This is a genomic window from Streptomyces longwoodensis (assembly GCF_001514125.1).
GTDB lineage: Bacteria > Actinomycetota > Actinomycetes > Streptomycetales > Streptomycetaceae > Streptomyces > Streptomyces longwoodensis.
In genome coordinates this window covers 859,569-874,307 of sequence record NZ_KQ948549.1, presented here as the reverse complement: position 1 = coordinate 874,307, position 14,739 = coordinate 859,569, and the positions used below count along the sequence as shown (strand labels likewise).

At 72.2% G+C, this 14,739-nt stretch carries 14 protein-coding genes; 9 read left to right on the top strand and 5 right to left on the bottom strand.

Translation table 11 applies throughout. The annotated features are described in order from the left end of the window. Window positions 1-39: 39 nt before the first annotated feature. Together AQJ30_RS03995 and AQJ30_RS03990 are read left to right on the top strand one after the other, a co-directional pair. Window positions 40-1,245 carry an acyltransferase family protein gene (locus tag AQJ30_RS03995; protein ID WP_079083783.1) on the top strand — a complete coding sequence of 402 codons (1,206 nt, stop codon included), beginning with the start codon at window positions 40-42 and terminating at the stop codon, window positions 1,243-1,245. A 163-nt stretch (window positions 1,246-1,408) separates the two neighbouring features. Next, window positions 1,409-2,593, top strand: coding sequence for an MFS transporter (locus AQJ30_RS03990; RefSeq protein WP_067228513.1), 1,185 nt, complete (start codon window positions 1,409-1,411; stop codon window positions 2,591-2,593). Between the two features lie 214 nt (window positions 2,594-2,807). Here the strand turns inward: AQJ30_RS03990 and AQJ30_RS03985 are convergent, their stop codons facing one another. Further along, a complete protein-coding gene (locus AQJ30_RS03985) occupies window positions 2,808-3,914 on the bottom strand; it encodes an alpha/beta hydrolase family protein (RefSeq protein WP_245726792.1) in 1,107 nt (368 codons plus the stop codon). A 340-nt stretch (window positions 3,915-4,254) separates the two neighbouring features. Between AQJ30_RS03985 and AQJ30_RS03980 the strand changes: the two genes are divergently transcribed. From AQJ30_RS03980 to AQJ30_RS03955, 5 genes are all read left to right on the top strand, one after another. Next, a complete protein-coding gene (locus tag AQJ30_RS03980; RefSeq protein WP_067228511.1) occupies window positions 4,255-4,794 on the top strand; it encodes a hypothetical protein in 540 nt (179 codons plus the stop codon). 316 nt (window positions 4,795-5,110) lie between these two features. Then, window positions 5,111-5,512, top strand: a complete 402-nt coding sequence (locus AQJ30_RS03975) for a hypothetical protein (protein WP_067228509.1) — start codon at window positions 5,111-5,113, stop codon at window positions 5,510-5,512. A gap of 320 nt (window positions 5,513-5,832) precedes the next feature. Then, window positions 5,833-7,728 carry a hypothetical protein gene (locus AQJ30_RS03965; RefSeq protein ID WP_067228506.1) on the top strand — a complete coding sequence of 632 codons (1,896 nt, stop codon included), beginning with the start codon at window positions 5,833-5,835 and terminating at the stop codon, window positions 7,726-7,728. Window positions 7,729-7,765: 37 nt separating this feature from the next. After that, window positions 7,766-8,506, top strand: coding sequence for a VOC family protein (locus AQJ30_RS03960; protein ID WP_067228504.1), 741 nt, complete (start codon window positions 7,766-7,768; stop codon window positions 8,504-8,506). A gap of 85 nt (window positions 8,507-8,591) precedes the next feature. Further along, window positions 8,592-9,656, top strand: a complete 1,065-nt coding sequence (locus AQJ30_RS03955; RefSeq protein WP_067228503.1) for a sodium:calcium antiporter — start codon at window positions 8,592-8,594, stop codon at window positions 9,654-9,656. 94 nt (window positions 9,657-9,750) lie between these two features. Here AQJ30_RS03955 and AQJ30_RS03950 read toward each other — a convergent pair whose 3' ends face one another. The 3 genes from AQJ30_RS03950 to AQJ30_RS03940 form a co-directional block, all read right to left on the bottom strand. After that, entirely contained in the window at window positions 9,751-10,149 is a 399-nt protein-coding gene (locus AQJ30_RS03950) for a VOC family protein (RefSeq protein WP_067228501.1), read from the bottom strand. Next, window positions 10,134-10,820 carry a hemerythrin domain-containing protein gene (locus tag AQJ30_RS03945; RefSeq protein WP_067228499.1) on the bottom strand — a complete coding sequence of 229 codons (687 nt, stop codon included), beginning with the start codon at window positions 10,818-10,820 and terminating at the stop codon, window positions 10,134-10,136. The genes AQJ30_RS03950 and AQJ30_RS03945 overlap by 16 nt, the downstream gene beginning before the upstream one ends. A gap of 225 nt (window positions 10,821-11,045) precedes the next feature. Then, window positions 11,046-11,807, bottom strand: a complete 762-nt coding sequence (locus tag AQJ30_RS03940; RefSeq protein WP_067228498.1) for a DeoR/GlpR family DNA-binding transcription regulator — start codon at window positions 11,805-11,807, stop codon at window positions 11,046-11,048. A 49-nt stretch (window positions 11,808-11,856) separates the two neighbouring features. Between AQJ30_RS03940 and AQJ30_RS03935 the strand changes: the two genes are divergently transcribed. Together AQJ30_RS03935 and AQJ30_RS03930 are read left to right on the top strand one after the other, a co-directional pair. After that, the gene (locus AQJ30_RS03935) at window positions 11,857-12,240 is read left to right on the top strand and encodes a DUF4406 domain-containing protein (protein ID WP_067228496.1); all 384 of its coding nucleotides are present in this window, start codon (window positions 11,857-11,859) and stop codon (window positions 12,238-12,240) included. Continuing rightward, window positions 12,237-12,914 (top strand): NUDIX domain-containing protein, encoded by a 678-nt coding sequence (locus AQJ30_RS03930; protein WP_067228494.1) that lies wholly within the window; start codon window positions 12,237-12,239, stop codon window positions 12,912-12,914. The genes AQJ30_RS03935 and AQJ30_RS03930 overlap by 4 nt, the downstream gene beginning before the upstream one ends. Before the next feature lie 66 nt (window positions 12,915-12,980). Here the strand turns inward: AQJ30_RS03930 and AQJ30_RS03925 are convergent, their stop codons facing one another. Then, the gene (locus AQJ30_RS03925) at window positions 12,981-14,564 is read right to left on the bottom strand and encodes an FMN-binding glutamate synthase family protein (protein WP_067228492.1); all 1,584 of its coding nucleotides are present in this window, start codon (window positions 14,562-14,564) and stop codon (window positions 12,981-12,983) included. Window positions 14,565-14,739: the final 175 nt, after the last annotated feature.

Below are 14,739 nucleotides of genomic sequence, written 5' to 3'. Positions count from 1 at the left end.
CCCGTTCCCGTCCCGCTCCCACACTCCGAGGTGATCTTCGTGTCCGCAGTCTCCCCGGTGCCCGGGACCTCCTCCCGGCTGCCGTCCCTGACCGGTATGCGGTTCTTCGCCGCCTTCCTGGTCTTCTTGTTCCACCTGTCCCTGCTCGACGCCTACTCCACCCACGGCCAGGACCACGGCCCGTTCGCCTCCGCCCTGAAGAACGGCGGATGGGCCGGTGTCACCTTCTTCTTCATCCTCAGCGGCTTCGTCCTGACCTGGTCCGCCCGCCGCGACGACACCCCGCGCGCCTTCTGGGGACGCCGGCTCGCCAAGATCTGCCCCAACCACGTCGTCACGTTCCTGTTCGCCCTGGCCGCCTACGCGTACGCGTCAGCGACCTGGGGGCGCGGTGTCCCCAACTTCCTGCTGCTGCAGGCGTGGATACCGCGGGACGACGTGTTCTTCAGCATCAACAACCCCAGCTGGTCCCTCTCCTGCGAACTGGTCTTCTACCTCCTCTTCCCCGCCCTGCACCGGTGGGTGCGGAGCATCCCCGAGACCCGGCTGTGGTGGTGGGCCGCCGCGACCGCGGCGGCCATCCTGCTCCTCCCCCTCGCGGTCCAGTTGGTCCCCGCGGGGGAGGCGTTCGGGCCGAACCACGCCAACTCCCCGCTGTACGGCCACTCGATCACCCAGATGTGGCTCGTCTACATCTTCCCGCCGGTGCGCGTCCTGGACTTCCTCCTGGGCATCCTCATGGCCCGGATCGTGCTGTCCGGCCGGTGGGTCGCCCTCGGTGTCCTGCCCGCCCTGGCCCTGACGGCCGTGGCGTACGTGGTGAGCCTCCACGTGCCCTTCCTGTACTCCCTCAACGCCGTGGTCGTCGTCCCGTTCGCCCTGCTCATCTCGGCGACCGCGGCACGCGATGCACGGGGTGACGGAACCGCCGTGAGCGGCCGGGCGTGGGTGTGGCTGGGCGAGGTGTCGTTCGCGTTCTACCTGATCCACCAGATCCTGCTGTCCGTGGCCCAGGAGCGCTTCGGCTACCGCGAGCCGGACACGCTGGTCGAGGCCGTCGGCGTGGCCGTTCTCATCGCCGCGGCCAGCCTGCTGCTGTCCTGGCTGCTGTACACCGCGGTCGAGCGACCCTTCGTCCGGGCATGGGCCCGCCGGGCCCGGGCGGCGAGGAACGCACGGACGGCGCAGTCCCTTCCCGCGCAGCGCGACGGCAACGACCGGCCCGTCACCGTGGGCACCTCCTGAGTCGGCCCGTTCCCCGCCCGACCCACCCACGCTCACCCACTGCGCCCCGCCACCGGGCCTGGGCGCGGGCACGGCGTCCCACTGCGAGGTCACCCTCCACCCGTGCCCGTGCCCGTGCCCGAGCCCGTGGCCAGGCACGGACGACCTCTGAGGAGACAAGCCGATGCCGCTTCCCGTCCTGGCGATGATGCTCTGCACGTTCTGCATCGGTACCGCCGAGAGTGTCATCGCCGGCATCCTTCCGGACATCGCACAGGACGTGCACGTCTCGCTGGCAGCCGTGGGCATGCTGATCAGTGCGTACGCCGTTGCGGTCGTCATCACCGGCCCGTTCGTCACTGCCGCCACGTCCGGGCTGTGCCGGCGCGTCCTCCTGCCGGGCATGATGGGCGTCTTCGTCCTCGGCAACGTAGTGGCCGCGCTCGCCCCGGGCTTCGCATGGCTGATCACGGGCCGGGTGGTGAGCGCGGTGGTCCACTCCACCCTGATCGCCGCGTTCGTGGCCACCGCACGCGACATGGCGCCTGCGGACCGCAAGGCCGTCTGGGGCGCCAAGATCACCCTTGGTATCGGCCTGTCCAGCGTCGCCGGTGTCCCCGTCGGCACGCTCATCGGCGACACTTTCGGCTGGCGCGCCACGTTCTGGGCCCTCGCCGCGCTGAGCCTGGCCGCCACTGCGCTGCTCGTGCGGTGCCCGCCGCCGCAGGACCGGCCCACGCCGAACCGACGCTACGAGATGTCCCCCGGCCGTCGACGGCTTGTGCTTCCCCTGCCGTTGGTGCTCACGGCCCTGACGATCACCCTCGGCACTGCGGGTGCCTTCACCCTCTACACCTACGCCTCGCCGTACCTCACCCGGGCCGCGGGCTTCCCCTCACAAGCCGTCACCGTCCTGCTCTTCCTCTACGGCGCGGGCGGACTCGCCGGCAACGCGCTCGGCGGCCGAGCAGCCGACCGGTCCCCGCAGGCGGCCGTGCCCGTGACCGTGGGCACGGTCACGGCCGCTCTACTGCTCCTCGCCCTACCCACCACCACCAGGTGGACCGCCGCTGTGGCGTTCTGCCTGCTGGGCACCGCCTACTTCGCCACCATCCCCGCACTCAACACCCGGATCGTCACCGCGGCAGGACCCTCGTCGCCGACCATGGCCCTGACGATCAACAACTCGGCGTTCTGCATAGGCATCGCCCTCGGCAGCTGGCTCGGCGGTCTCCTCCTGGTCCACGGCCACACCCTTCGGTCCGTCGCCGCAGCCGGCGCCGCACTCGCAGCGATCGCCGTGCTCGTTGCTCTGCCGACGTCGATCCGCCGTCGGCATCGTCTGGCGACGGCACAGCCGATCCCGTAGGTGGTGCGTTGTGCTCGCGGTTCGTCCTGCTGGACGAGTTTCCCGGAAACAGCGAGTCCTGGCTTCTCAGGCCGGACAAAGGGGGCACCTCGGCGGGACGCTCGCGCCCTGCTGGCGATGGTGAGACCGACCGGAGGGACGTGAGCTGGGTCCGGCAGCCGGGGCCGTGTTGAAGGATGGCTCCGTCGGACGGAACCGCTTCGAGCGCCGGTCGCTATCCGGCGATGTACTCGATCTCGGGGTAGCGCGCCGCACTCCCCCACAGCAGATGTCCGGTGTCCGGGCGGCCGCGCAGTTGGAGGTCGAAGAAGGCCCGCACGGTGGCCCGTACGGCAGCCACCGCCCGGTCGGGGGAGATCGTGCCGGCCTGCAGCGTCTCGCGCACCGGCTCGGGGACCTGCGGGGCGACGGCCACGACGTCGGTGAAGCTGTTGTGGTCGGCGTCCGCGAGCCGCAGGCAGCGGCGCCAGCCGCTCAGGTGCGCCCAGAACGGCGGCCAGGTCGAGTCTTCGTTCAGTCCGTCGTGCACCGCCGTGTCCATCAGCAGGAACGGCCGGTCGAGACCGCGCTCGACCACCGGCCCGTACAGCGCGCCGTCCAGGTCGATGCCGGCCCGCACCCTCCTGTCCAGGTACATCAGCGCCGCCGACGCGGCGCCGCCCCGGGAGTGCCCGAAGGCGCCGACCCGCGTGAGGTCCAGCGCCCCGCGCAGCCCGCGCGGGAGCGGACGCCGCTCGGCGTCGGGGTTGCCGCCCCGCTCCAGCACGGTCAACTGGTCGAGGACGAACCGCAGATCGGCGGCGCGCACCGCGACCGCGGCCGTGCGGGCCTCGTGGCTCGCGTCGTCGGGGCGGTTGACGACCACGCGTCCGTCGGGGAACTCCACCTCGCCCGAGTCGTAGGGATGGTCGACCGCGACCACGACGTAGCCCCAGGACGCCAGTTGCTCGACGACCAGGGTGTTGAACGTGCGGTCCGAGGTGTACCCGGGCGAGTGGAGCAGCACCGGCCGGCGGCCGGGCCGGACGGGCGCGCGGTCCGCGCTGTGGGTCTGCGGGAACGCGTAACCGTCCACCGCGCCCCCGAAGCGGGCCTTCAGGGCCCGCTCGGCACCGGACGGCAGCCAGGGCAGCATCGCGCGGTCCCGCACGTCGGCGGCCGGGTACGTCACGGTGACCATCACCTCGCGTGACCGCCCCGACCAGGGGTCGGTCCGGGACGGGTCGACCAGGTGCAGCTCCACGGCGCCCACCGGCGCGGGGCCGGTCGGCCCGGCCAGCCGGATGGGGATGAGACCGGCCGCCGCGGCGGGCGTGGACACCGAGAGGGGAACGGCAGCTGCTGCGGCTACCGCAAGGCCACCGGCGATGAGGGAACGGCGGTTCGGGCGTACAGGAGGCACTGCGCTCCTTCCGCGGCCGGATCCGAGGCGCACAGCGAAAACAGTAAAGGGAACGCCATTGTCCGGCCTGTTGATCGTCAAGTCCCTTGCAGGCTAGATCATTTGTCGCGCCGAGCCGGATCTTTCATCGGTTCTCACCTATTACTTACGGTGCGGTACGGGCTGCGGTGGGACCGCGTGTGAGCGCGGCACGGGCGGTGACTGCCGGGCTCGGTGCCGCCCCCTGCACGTGCCGCATCAACTTGGCTAGGGTGCGTTCATGGCCACCGCTCGCGCCCGCGAACCTGTCCTGTTGGAACCCAAGGGCCCCGTGATCACGGTGATCGCTTGCACCGTGGGTGCGGCTCTGTTCCTGGGCGCCGCAGGGGCGTTCGTCTATGTCACCATCCATACGGCCGCCGATCTGGGCCGAACGGACGGCCGGTGGACGTGGGCCGGCTTGGGACTCGCCCTGGCGGCAGCGTTCGTCGCCCTCACGGGACTGTCCACCGTCTTCTTCGCCCGCGCCGAACGACGCGCCACGCTTCAGCTCGCCGCTCAGGGAGTCGACGCGGCTGCTCTGGTACTGGCAGTCGCCCCCGCCCCGCCGAGCAACCACGACCACGACCAGATCCGGCTCCTGATGCGCATCAGCGGACCCGGCTTCGAACCCTTCGAGCACAGTGGCGAGGTCGTACGGCACCTGTTCGGCGGCACCACGCAGGGGACGGTGCTCCCGGCACGGGTCGACCCCACCACCCGGACGTTCACCGTCGCACCACGCCCCGCACCCCCGACCCCCCGCGCCGAAGACGCGTAAGGGCGAGGACACGTGCGACACGGCGAAGTCTGGTGGGTCGAGTTCGATGAGCGACGGCCGGTCGTACTGCTGCCATGCGGAAGCTGGCCGGTCGCCTGGCGACGGCCTCGACGCGAGGTAGCACCAGAACCTCAATGGCGGGACAATCGCAGTAAGGGATGAAGCTCTCCCCCGCGTCCAGCGTGCGCGCGTCCGGACTGCCTTGACCGACAGGTCCGACCAGCACCGCGCCATCCTTCGGACGGGAGACGGCACATGGACGTCGAGCTGACTTATGACATGCTCGGGGGCCGTCTGCGTGGAATTCGGTGATGCTGTGATCACCTACGATCGGCTGGGCAGCCGGCCTCGCACCCTCGGTTCATGGACGCTGAACTACGACCAGCTCGGTAGCCGTCTTCGTTCCGTAGGCGCCATCGACATGACCTACAGCCGGTGGGCCAACTTGCCGCGCTCCGTGGGCCAGTGGAGCTGCGAACACAGCCTCTTCGCCTCGCGCCTGGAGCGCATCGGACCGCATGAACTGAGATATGACCGTCTCGGCAGCCGCGTGCGGGCCATCGGCCCGCTGGAGATCTTCTACGACCGACTCGGCTCCCGCCCCGTTCGGGTACGGCTGCCGGGCGACGGTGCGCTGCCCGATGATCTCCTCCTCGCATTGTTCCTCGTGTTGTACTGGGAAGAGGAGCGGGAGGCAGCAGCCGCCCAGCGCAGGTGAGTTGCTGCGTGCAGGCTCCGTGCCCGCGGTCCCGCACGGCAGTGCCCGTCCCTGAGTCGCAGGACGCGGGCACGTTTGCGAGAATGGGAAGTTGTACGGACAGCGCACTCGGTGCGCGACACCACCTCGTCGATCAGATCCGGGCGACCGCATCGCGCGCGGCCAGAGCCCCGCCGACGGGGAAGCGGCCTTCGAGTTCCTCGTGCAGTTCCGCACCGACCCCGACGCCGTGCCCCTCGACCGGGCCACCGTGCGCTGGGAGGGGACGGCGAGCCCACCGGTCCCCGTGACCAGGAAACACCCGCTCCAGGAGTTCGGCCATGTCCACGCAGCTACACGCAGTCCTGGACGCCACCGAGATCACCCAGGCCGTGCAGGACCTCGGTCATTCGGTGACGCTGATCGCGCACAAGACCACCGTCGTCCGTCTGTACGTGAGCGGCACGTCGGGCCCCGCGGCCCAGATCCGCGGTGTCATCGCCGTCCGCCGTTCCGACGCGGGCCCGGCCACCACGGTCACTTCCGTCAACGCGATCACCCTTGATCCGGCGCACTCGCCCGACCTGGCCACCCGCCGAGGGGATGCGGACCTCAGCCTCAACTTCTTCCTACCCGCCGGGCTGACGACCGAGGGCGAGTCGACCATCAGCGCCGTACGCGTCGTCGACGCCGCCAGCGGAACGCCGCTGCCGCTCACCGGACCGGCCGGACCGACGGTCCGGTTCCAGGCCGGGCCGCCCCTGCGCGTGCGCATCCTGGGGATCCGCTACGCGTACGGCACCCCGCCCACGGTCCGCGCCCCGCGGGACCTCGACTACCGTGCACTGATCTCATGGCTCACCCGCGCCTACCCCGTGCCGGAGGTCATCAGCACCCAGGCCGTCGTCGACGCGTCGGCTGCGCCGGACTTCACCTCCGACGACGTCAACGCACAGCTCGCCGCCCTGCGGGCGCTGGACATGAGCGCCGGCGGCGACCAGCACACCCACTACTACGGGATGGTCGCGGACAGCGGGTTCTTCATGCGCGGTTCCGCCGCGGGCATACCCGCCACGGTGGCGTCCGGACCGACCGGACCGGCCACCTTCGGCTGGGACTTCGACGGCGTCTACGGCGACTGGTACGGCGGCCACGAACTGGGGCACACCTTCGGCCGCAAGCACCCGGGCTTCTGCACCGAGAGCCCGGACGACTTGCTGCAGTTCCCGTTCCAGCACGGCCAACTGGGCGACGCTACGCATGCGTTCGTGGGCTTCGACGTGGGCGATCCGGCACTGAACCTGCCGATGCGGGCCATCCCCGGGGAACAGTGGCACGACGTGATGACGTACTGCGACCGGCAGTGGATCAGCTCCTACACCTACGAGGGCATCCGGCAGCGCCTGCTGGCCGAGGACGCCCTGCTGGCGGGCGCCGGCCCGGCCGCCGGGCCGGCGGTGGCACCGGAGCCACCACGCGTCGCCGTCGGCAGCGCAGGGCCCGGCGGCAGCGGCGGACGGCCCGACGACCGCTACCCGACGCGTCGTGCCACCGTGGTGACGCCACCTCGTGCGAACTCGGACGCGGAGGCCGGCCCCGGCCCGGACGGCCCGTCCGAGGCGTACGTCAGCGTGGTGGGTACGGTGAACCTCACCCAACGCAACGGCGGTATCCGGTACGTCAATCCCGTGGAGCCGCACGCCGCACCGCCGTCCGACCCGGCTTCGGCCGGGCCCGCGCCGGACGGCGCGGAAGGGCCGACTGCCGTCCTGCGGATCGTGCAATCCGGCGGAGCGCCGCCCGAGGAGGTCACGGTCCCGGTCAGGCTGAACTCGGAGCCTGACCCGGGCACCGATCGGACCGGCCTGATCGACGCGGTGGCACCCGCGGGAACCGCCCCCGAGGCGATCGAACTCGTCCTGGACGGCCAGGTGGTGGACACCTTCCGCCCGGCAGGCCCCCCGCCCGCGCTGAGGAGCGCGCGCCACAGCGGCACCGAGGACGGCGCGCTGGGCATGGCCCTGGAGTTCGACGCGAGCCCCGAACCCGGGCAGACGTACTCCGCACAGGTGAGCTCGGACGGCGGCCGCACGTGGCACACCGTCGGCGTGGGCCTCAAGGATCCGACCGTCCAGCTCGACCGGCACCTGTTGCGGCATTCCACCGACGTCCGCCTGCGCATCACCACGACGAACGGGTTCAGCAGTACGACGGCGGAGACCTCCGTGGCCGGCTGACACGCGGCAAGGGGGCTGACTCCTTAGGATCAGGCGCATGGCACTGCGACCGGCCCACGTGAACATCAAGGCCCTGGACGCCGCAGCGGTCGGCCGCTTCTGGGCGGAGGCGCTGGGCTGGACGGCGTACAGCGCCGGCGTGACGACGTACGTCGGCCCCGAGGGCGGCCTGGTGTGGCCGCACCCCGTGTTCCTCGGCATCGACGTCGTCCCCGTACCGGACCCCAAGACCCCGGCGAAGAACCGCGTCCACCTGGACCTGGCCACCACCTCCCCCTCCCACCGGGCGGAGTTGCTCCAGCGCCTGGAGCGCAACGGGGCGACGCCGGTCGACGTGGGCCAGGGCCCGGCCCCCTGGACGGTCCTCGCGGACGTCGAGGGCAACGAGTTCTGCGTCCTGGACCCGCGGGACGCCTACCGGGACACCGGCCCGATCGCGCGGATCGTCGTCGACTGCGCCGATCCGCGGGCCCTGGCCCGTTTCTGGACAAAAGCGTTGGACTGGCCTCCGCACGAAGTGACCGACATCCGCGCGGTGTTGCGTTCGCCCCGGAACACGGGACCGTACCTGCACTTCGTCCGCACCCCCGACCCCAAGTCCGCCCCCGACCGCGTCCACCTCGACCTCCTGCCCCACCCCGGCGACGACCAGGAGGCGGAAACGACCCGCCTGCGCACCCTGGGCGCCACCGACCTCGACATCGGCCAGGGGGACACCTCTTGGACGTGCCTGACGGACCCGGACGACCACGAGTTCTGCGTGCTGGCGCCGTCCTGACGCGCCGGCCCGCGTGGGCTCCCGCAGGACGGCGGACGGCGAAAGGCCGCACGTACCCACCCCTCCCCCGGGTACACGCCCAGCCATGGGATCCCTGAGTTCACCCGTGCTGTTGTTGTTGTTCGTCGGGAGTGCCGGCGTCATCTGGTACGCCGGTATCAAGTTGTCCGACACGACCGACGTGCTGGCCGAACGGCTGCATCTCGGCAGTGCCTTGGGCGGGTTGATCCTGCTGGCCATCGCGACCAATCTGCCCGAGGTCGCGATCACCGTCAGTGCCGCGCTGGCCGACCAGCTCGACGTGGCCGTCGGCAACATCCTCGGCGGGATCGCCGTACAGACCGTCGTGCTGGCCGTCCTGGACGCCGCCGGGGTGCGGCCGCGGGAGCCGCTGACACGGCTCGCCGCCAGTCTCCAGCTCGTCCTGGAGGGCGCGTTGGTGGTGGTCGTGCTGGCCGTGGTCGTCATGGGCACCCAGCTCTCCCCCGACCTGCACGCCGCCCGGCTGGCGCCCGCTTCCGTGGCCATCGCCGTGCTGTGGGTGATCGGGCTGCTGCTGCTCGACCGGGCCGGGCGCGGGCTGCCGTGGCACGAGGGCGGTGACGCGCCTAACAGCCAGCCGGAGCCGCGCGGGCACTCCCGCGGCAAGAAGGAGAAGGCCGCCACCGACAAGGGGATCGGCACCCGCCGCGCCGCGCTGGTTTTCGGCGGCGCCGCCCTGGCCACCCTGGTCGCCGGTGTCGTCATCGAGCGCAGCGGCGAGGAGTTCTTCGCCCGACAGGGGCTCAGCGGGGTGCTGTTCGGCGCGACCGTGCTGGCCGTGGCCACCTCCCTGCCCGAGATCAGCACCGGTCTGACCTCGACCCGCCTCGGCGACTACCAGCTCGCCGTCAGCGACATCTTCGGCGGCAACGCCTTCCTGCCCGTGCTGTTCCTCGTCGCCACGCTGATCTCCGGCAAGCCCGTCCTCCCCGCCGCCCACGACACCGACATCTACCTCACGGCGCTGGGCATCATCCTCACCGTCGTCTACATGACCGGCCTCATCTTCCGGCCCCGACGCCAGTACGCCCGCATGGGCGTCGACAGCATCGCCGCCGTCGCGATCTACCTCGTCGGCATCGCCGGACTCGCGACCATCGCCACCTGAGCCGCGCCGCACCTGGCCACCTGAGCCGCGCCGCGCCTAGCCATCTGAGCCGCGCCGCAGCGCCCCGCCGCCCGCCCTCGCGCCGCGGCGCGCCTCACGCGCCCGCCGTCGTCCGCGTGAAGAGGCAGAACGGGTGGCCCGCCGGGTCGTACAGGACCCGTACGTCGTCCTGGGGCTGGGAGTCGGCCGGGCGGGCCCCCAGGGCGACGGCCCGTTCGACGGCGGCCGGGAGGTCGGTGACCTCGAAGTCGAGGTGCATCATCATCTGCTGGGCCGAGCGTTCGGAGGGCCACCGGGGCGGGGTGAACAGCGGCTCCGTCTGGAACGACAGGCCCGCTCCGCCGCCGGGCGGGCCGATCTCCACCCACCCGGGCTCCTCCTTGCGCACGGGCCAGTCGAGCAGGTCCCGGTAGAAACGCGCCAGAGCGGGGGCGTCCGGTGCGTCGAGGGTCGTCGCGGCCAGCGTGCAGCGCGGCCTCACCGCCGCTTCCACACGATCACCGTCAGGACACCGGCCACCACACCGGCCACCACCGCGCCCGCCACCCCGGCGAGGGCCTTCCGCACCGCCGGCCCCGGCGCGCTCAGGCCGAAGAGGTCCCGCACGCGGTCGTAGAAACTGAGCGGGACGCCCAGCACGGCGTTGCCGGGCGGGCGGCGCGGGACGACCGGGTGCGGGTGGGTGGGGGCGCTCCGGCGGATCGTGTCCCAGGCCGCGCCGAGCCGGCGGAGCCGGTCCGGAGGCAGGGCCTCCTGCAGCCGGGGCAGGAGGAGGTCCTCCTCGTCGCGGATGTCCTGCCGGATGAGGGCGAAGGCCTGCCGCACCTTGTCCTCGCGTTCCGGGGAGCCGGGGTCGAGGCGCTCGATGTCGGCGACGAGGTCGTTGATCTGCTGGTGTTCCTCCTCGACCCGGGAGGTCAGCACCTCGCCGTCCTCGACCAGGCGCCGGACGGCCGGCCACAGGACGGTCTCCTCCGCGAAGGCGTGGCTGAAGACGAGCTGGACGGTCTGCTGGAGGACCCGTTCGCGTTCCTCGCCGTCCGGGAGGGCGCGGTGGCGCTCCATCAGCGCGTCCATCTCGGCGTGGTCGCGCCGCTGCCTCGCGAGGACGCTGCCGGGGCCGCCCACCTGCTCGAGCGTCCGGTCCTCGATGGTCCTGGGCATGGACCGCTCCTTCCCGTGGCCGCGGACGAGCGCCGCGGTTCGACGTACCGGGACGTCTGCGGGTACCCCGGTGCCGACGAGCACACCAGCGCGGGGACACACCCGCACAGGAACACACCGGCGCACCGGACGGCACCTGCACCGCAAGACCGCCGGCACCGCACCCCGCCCGCACCGATGACCGCCGGCGCCGCACCCGACCCCGCTCCCCCCACCGCCCCCGCCTCACCCCGCCGCCGCCAGCACCTCCACCCCCCGCCCCGTCAGCCCCTCCAGCACCGGGTGCCCGGCGTCGGCGTCGGTGATCAGCCCCGTGACCTCGTCCCAGGGCAGCACCCGGAAGCGCGAGGCCGTGCCGATCTTCTCCGACGAGGCGAGGACGTACGTCTCCGCCGAGCGCGCCGCCAGGGCGCGCTTCATCGCGGCCTCCTCGGCGTCACCGGTGGTCAGGCCCGCGTCCGGGTGGACGCCGGTCACGCCGAGCAGGCACAGGTCCGCGGAGACGCCCTGGGCGGCCTCGACGGTGGCCGCGCCGCAGGCGACCGCCGAGTGCTTGAAGAGGCGCCCGCCGAGCAGGAACACCTCGGCCAGCGGGTGGCTGATCAGCGCGGCGGCGATGGTCGGGCTGTGGGTGATGACCGTGCAGTCCAGGTCCGGGGGCAGGGCGTGGGCCACGGCGACGGCGGTGGTGCCGCCGTCCAGGATCAGCGCGCTGCCGGGCCGGACGAGTCCCACCGCCGCGGCGGCGACCCGCTGTTTGCCCTCGGGGGTGACGCCCTGCCGGGCGGTGTAGTCCGCGACGGCCGGGGATACCGGCAGCGCGCCGCCGTACACCCGCTGGCACAGCCCTTCGGCGGCGAGGTCGCGCAGGTCGCGGCGGACGCTGTCCTCGGAGATGCCGAGGTCCGCCGCGACGTCCTTGGCGACGATCTTGCCCTGCCGGGCGAGCAGGTCCAGCAGGTGGGCACGGCGTTGAGCGGCCAGCATCCACGTTCCTTCCTGTTGCTGCACGTTCTTGCATGTATCGTAGCCCACCATGACCGACGCACCGATGCTCGTCCTGATCGCCGGGCCCTACCGTTCCGGCACCGGCGGCGACCCCGACGCCATGGCCGCGAACCTGGCCCGCCTGGAGGCGGCCGCCTGGCCCGTCTTCGCCGCCGGACACCTGCCTGTGATCGGCGAGTGGCTGGCCCTCCCCGTCCTGCGCTCGGCCGGCGCGGGCCCCACCGACCCGCTCGCCGACGAGGTGCTGTACCCGACCGCCGACCGCCTGCTCGCCCACTGCGACGCCGTTCTCCGCCTCTCCGGCGAGTCCGCAGGGGCCGACCAGGACGTCGCCACCGCCCGCCGTCGCGGCCTGCCCGTGTACCACCACGTGGACGAGTTGCCGCGTCGCGTCCCCGAGGAGACCGCGTGACCCCCCGCCCCGGCGTCGACACCCCCGACCACCGCGGCCGCACCGGCCTGGACCGCGCGGGCCGCGACCTCGACCGCAACCCCGGCGTCGTGGTCCGCGACGTCGAGCTGACCTCCCAGGGGTGGCACGTCCTGCGCCGCACCACCTTCGACTACCGGCGCCGCGACGGGCGCTGGGTCACCCAGCAGCGCGAGACCTACGACCGCGGCAACGGCGCCGTCGTCCTGCCCTACGACACCGCGCGCGCACGCGTCCTGCTCACCCGGCAGTTCCGCTACCCCGCCTACGTCAACGAACACCCGGACGGCATGCTCGTCGAGGCCGCCGCCGGACTGCTCGACGACGACGACCCGCTCGCCGCGGTCCGGCGCGAGGCCGCCGAGGAACTCGGCGTGACGCTCGGCCCGCTCACCCACCTGTGGGACGCCTACATGAGCCCCGGCTCGGTCACCGAGCGCCTGCACTTCTACGCCGGCCCCTACACACCCGCCGACCGCACGGCGCGGGGCGGCGGGCTGGAGGAGGACGGCGAGGACATAGAGGTGCTCGAACTGCCCTTCGCCGAGGCCCTCGCCATGACCGGCGACGGACGCATCCGCGACGGCAAGACGATCATGCTCCTGCAGTGGGCCGCTCTGCACGGCCCCTTCGCCCCGTCCCGGCAGGCCGAGTAGGCGGGAACGGGCCGAGCAGGTCCCGCTCACCAGCCCTGCGACACGGGCCCCGCGGCACCGTCCGCGTCACACGGTGAACGTGTCCGGATCCGCGGCCTTCCAGTCGGCCTCCCACGCGGCGGGCGGCTCCGCCAGCAGCTGGCCCGGCTCCAGCCAGTCGTACAGCTCGGCGTAGGAACGCTCCGTGTACGGGTCGATGCGCCGGCGCAGCATGTGCGGGCGCAGCTCGGCCGGGTGGGACACACCCATGGCGGCCATGATCTGCAGGGCGCTGGCCACGGTCGACTCCTGGAAGCGCCGCACGCGGGGGGTCTTGTCGCGGACGTCGAGGGCCCGGGCGCGCCGGGGGTCCTGGGTCGTGACCCCGGTGGGGCAGGTGTTGGTGTGGCAGCGCTGGGCCTGGATGCAGCCGACGGCGAACATCATGGCGCGGGCCGCGTTGCCGTAGTCGGCGCCCTGGACCAGTCGCTTGACCAGGTCGGTGCCGGTGGCGATCTTGCCGCTGGCGCCGATCCTGATCCGGTCGCGCAACCCCGTGCCGACGAGGGCGTTGTGCACGGCGTGCAGGCCCTCGGTCAGCGGGGCGCCGACGTGGTCGGCGAACTCCAGCGGCGCGGCCCCCGTGCCGCCCTCCCCACCGTCGACGATGATGAAGTCCGGGGTCGTGCCCTCCTCCAGCATCGCCTTGCACACGGCGAGGAACTGCCGGCGCGAGCCCACGCACAGCTTGAACCCGGTCGGCTTGCCGTCGGCCAGTTCACGCATGTGCGCGATGAACCGGACGAGTTCGCGGGGCGTGGAGAACACGCGGTGGTACGGCGGCGAGATCACGGTTCGCCCCTCGGGCACGTCCCGCACCTTCGCGATCTCGGCGTTGACCTTGGCGCCCGGCAGCACCCCGCCGATGCCCGGTTTGGCGCCCTGGGAGAGCTTCAGGGACACGCACTTGACGTGCTCGTGAGCCGCCTTCTCGGCGAACTCGCCGGGGTCGAAGTCGCCGTCGCGGGTGCGGCAGCCGAAGTACCCGGTGCCGATCTCCCAGACCAGGTCGCCGCCGGGCCGCAGGTGGTACTCGGACAGCCCGCCCTCGCCGGTGTCGTGGGCGAAGCCCCCGGCCGCCGCACCGCCGTTGAGGGCGAGGATGGCGTTGGCCGACAGCGAGCCGAAGCTCATCGCGGACACGTTGAGCAGGGCCATGTCGTACGGGCGACGGCAGTCGGGGCCGCCGATCCGGACCCGCGGCGGGGTGTCGGGCACCGGGCGGGGGGCCATCGACGGCACCAGGTACTCGTAGCCGGGCTGGTAGACGTCCCGTTCGGTGCCGTACGGCTGCTCGGCGTCGGTGCCCTTGGCCCGCTCGTAGACGATGTTGCGCACGTCCCGGTCGAAGGGGCGGCCGTCGAAGTTCCGCTCGATGAAGTACTGCTGGAGCTCCGGGCGGATGCGCTCCAGCAGGAAGCGGGCGTGCCCCAGGACGGGGTAGTTGCGCAGCACCGAGTGCCGGGGCTGGACGAGGTCGGCCGCTCCCAGCAGACCCAGCAGGCAAAGCGGCACGGCGGCCAGGCACCACCAGGGCGACACGACCACCGCGGCGGCGGCCGCCGCCAGCCCGGCGACCAGGATCAGGACGACGCTTCCCGTACGTTTCACCCCAGCCGCATTGCCGCGCCCCGGCTTCCAAGTCCCACGTCTTTGCCAAAAGAGCCGCAAAGTATGGCAAAAGAGGGGTCGTTCCGACGGCGATCCGTGCGGCTTTCCCCCTGCCGAGTGAACGTCGAGCGCGTACTCCGCACTTTCGAAGCAACACTTGCCGTTTGACAACTAT

What these genes read in the sequence shown, in the direction of transcription:
- AQJ30_RS03990 (WP_067228513.1), top strand. Translation starts at nt 1,409, where the DNA reads ATGCCGCTTCCCGTCCTGGCGATGATGCTCTGCACGTTCTGCATCGGT.
- AQJ30_RS03940 (WP_067228498.1), bottom strand. Translation starts at nt 11,807, where the DNA reads ATGCTGGCCGCTCAACGCCGTGCCCACCTGCTGGACCTGCTCGCCCGG.
- AQJ30_RS03965 (WP_067228506.1), top strand. Translation starts at nt 5,833, where the DNA reads ATGTCCACGCAGCTACACGCAGTCCTGGACGCCACCGAGATCACCCAG.
- AQJ30_RS03935 (WP_067228496.1), top strand. Translation starts at nt 11,857, where the DNA reads ATGACCGACGCACCGATGCTCGTCCTGATCGCCGGGCCCTACCGTTCC.
- AQJ30_RS03955 (WP_067228503.1), top strand. Translation starts at nt 8,592, where the DNA reads ATGGGATCCCTGAGTTCACCCGTGCTGTTGTTGTTGTTCGTCGGGAGT.
- AQJ30_RS03980 (WP_067228511.1), top strand. Translation starts at nt 4,255, where the DNA reads ATGGCCACCGCTCGCGCCCGCGAACCTGTCCTGTTGGAACCCAAGGGC.
- AQJ30_RS03960 (WP_067228504.1), top strand. Translation starts at nt 7,766, where the DNA reads ATGGCACTGCGACCGGCCCACGTGAACATCAAGGCCCTGGACGCCGCA.
- AQJ30_RS03945 (WP_067228499.1), bottom strand. Translation starts at nt 10,820, where the DNA reads ATGCCCAGGACCATCGAGGACCGGACGCTCGAGCAGGTGGGCGGCCCC.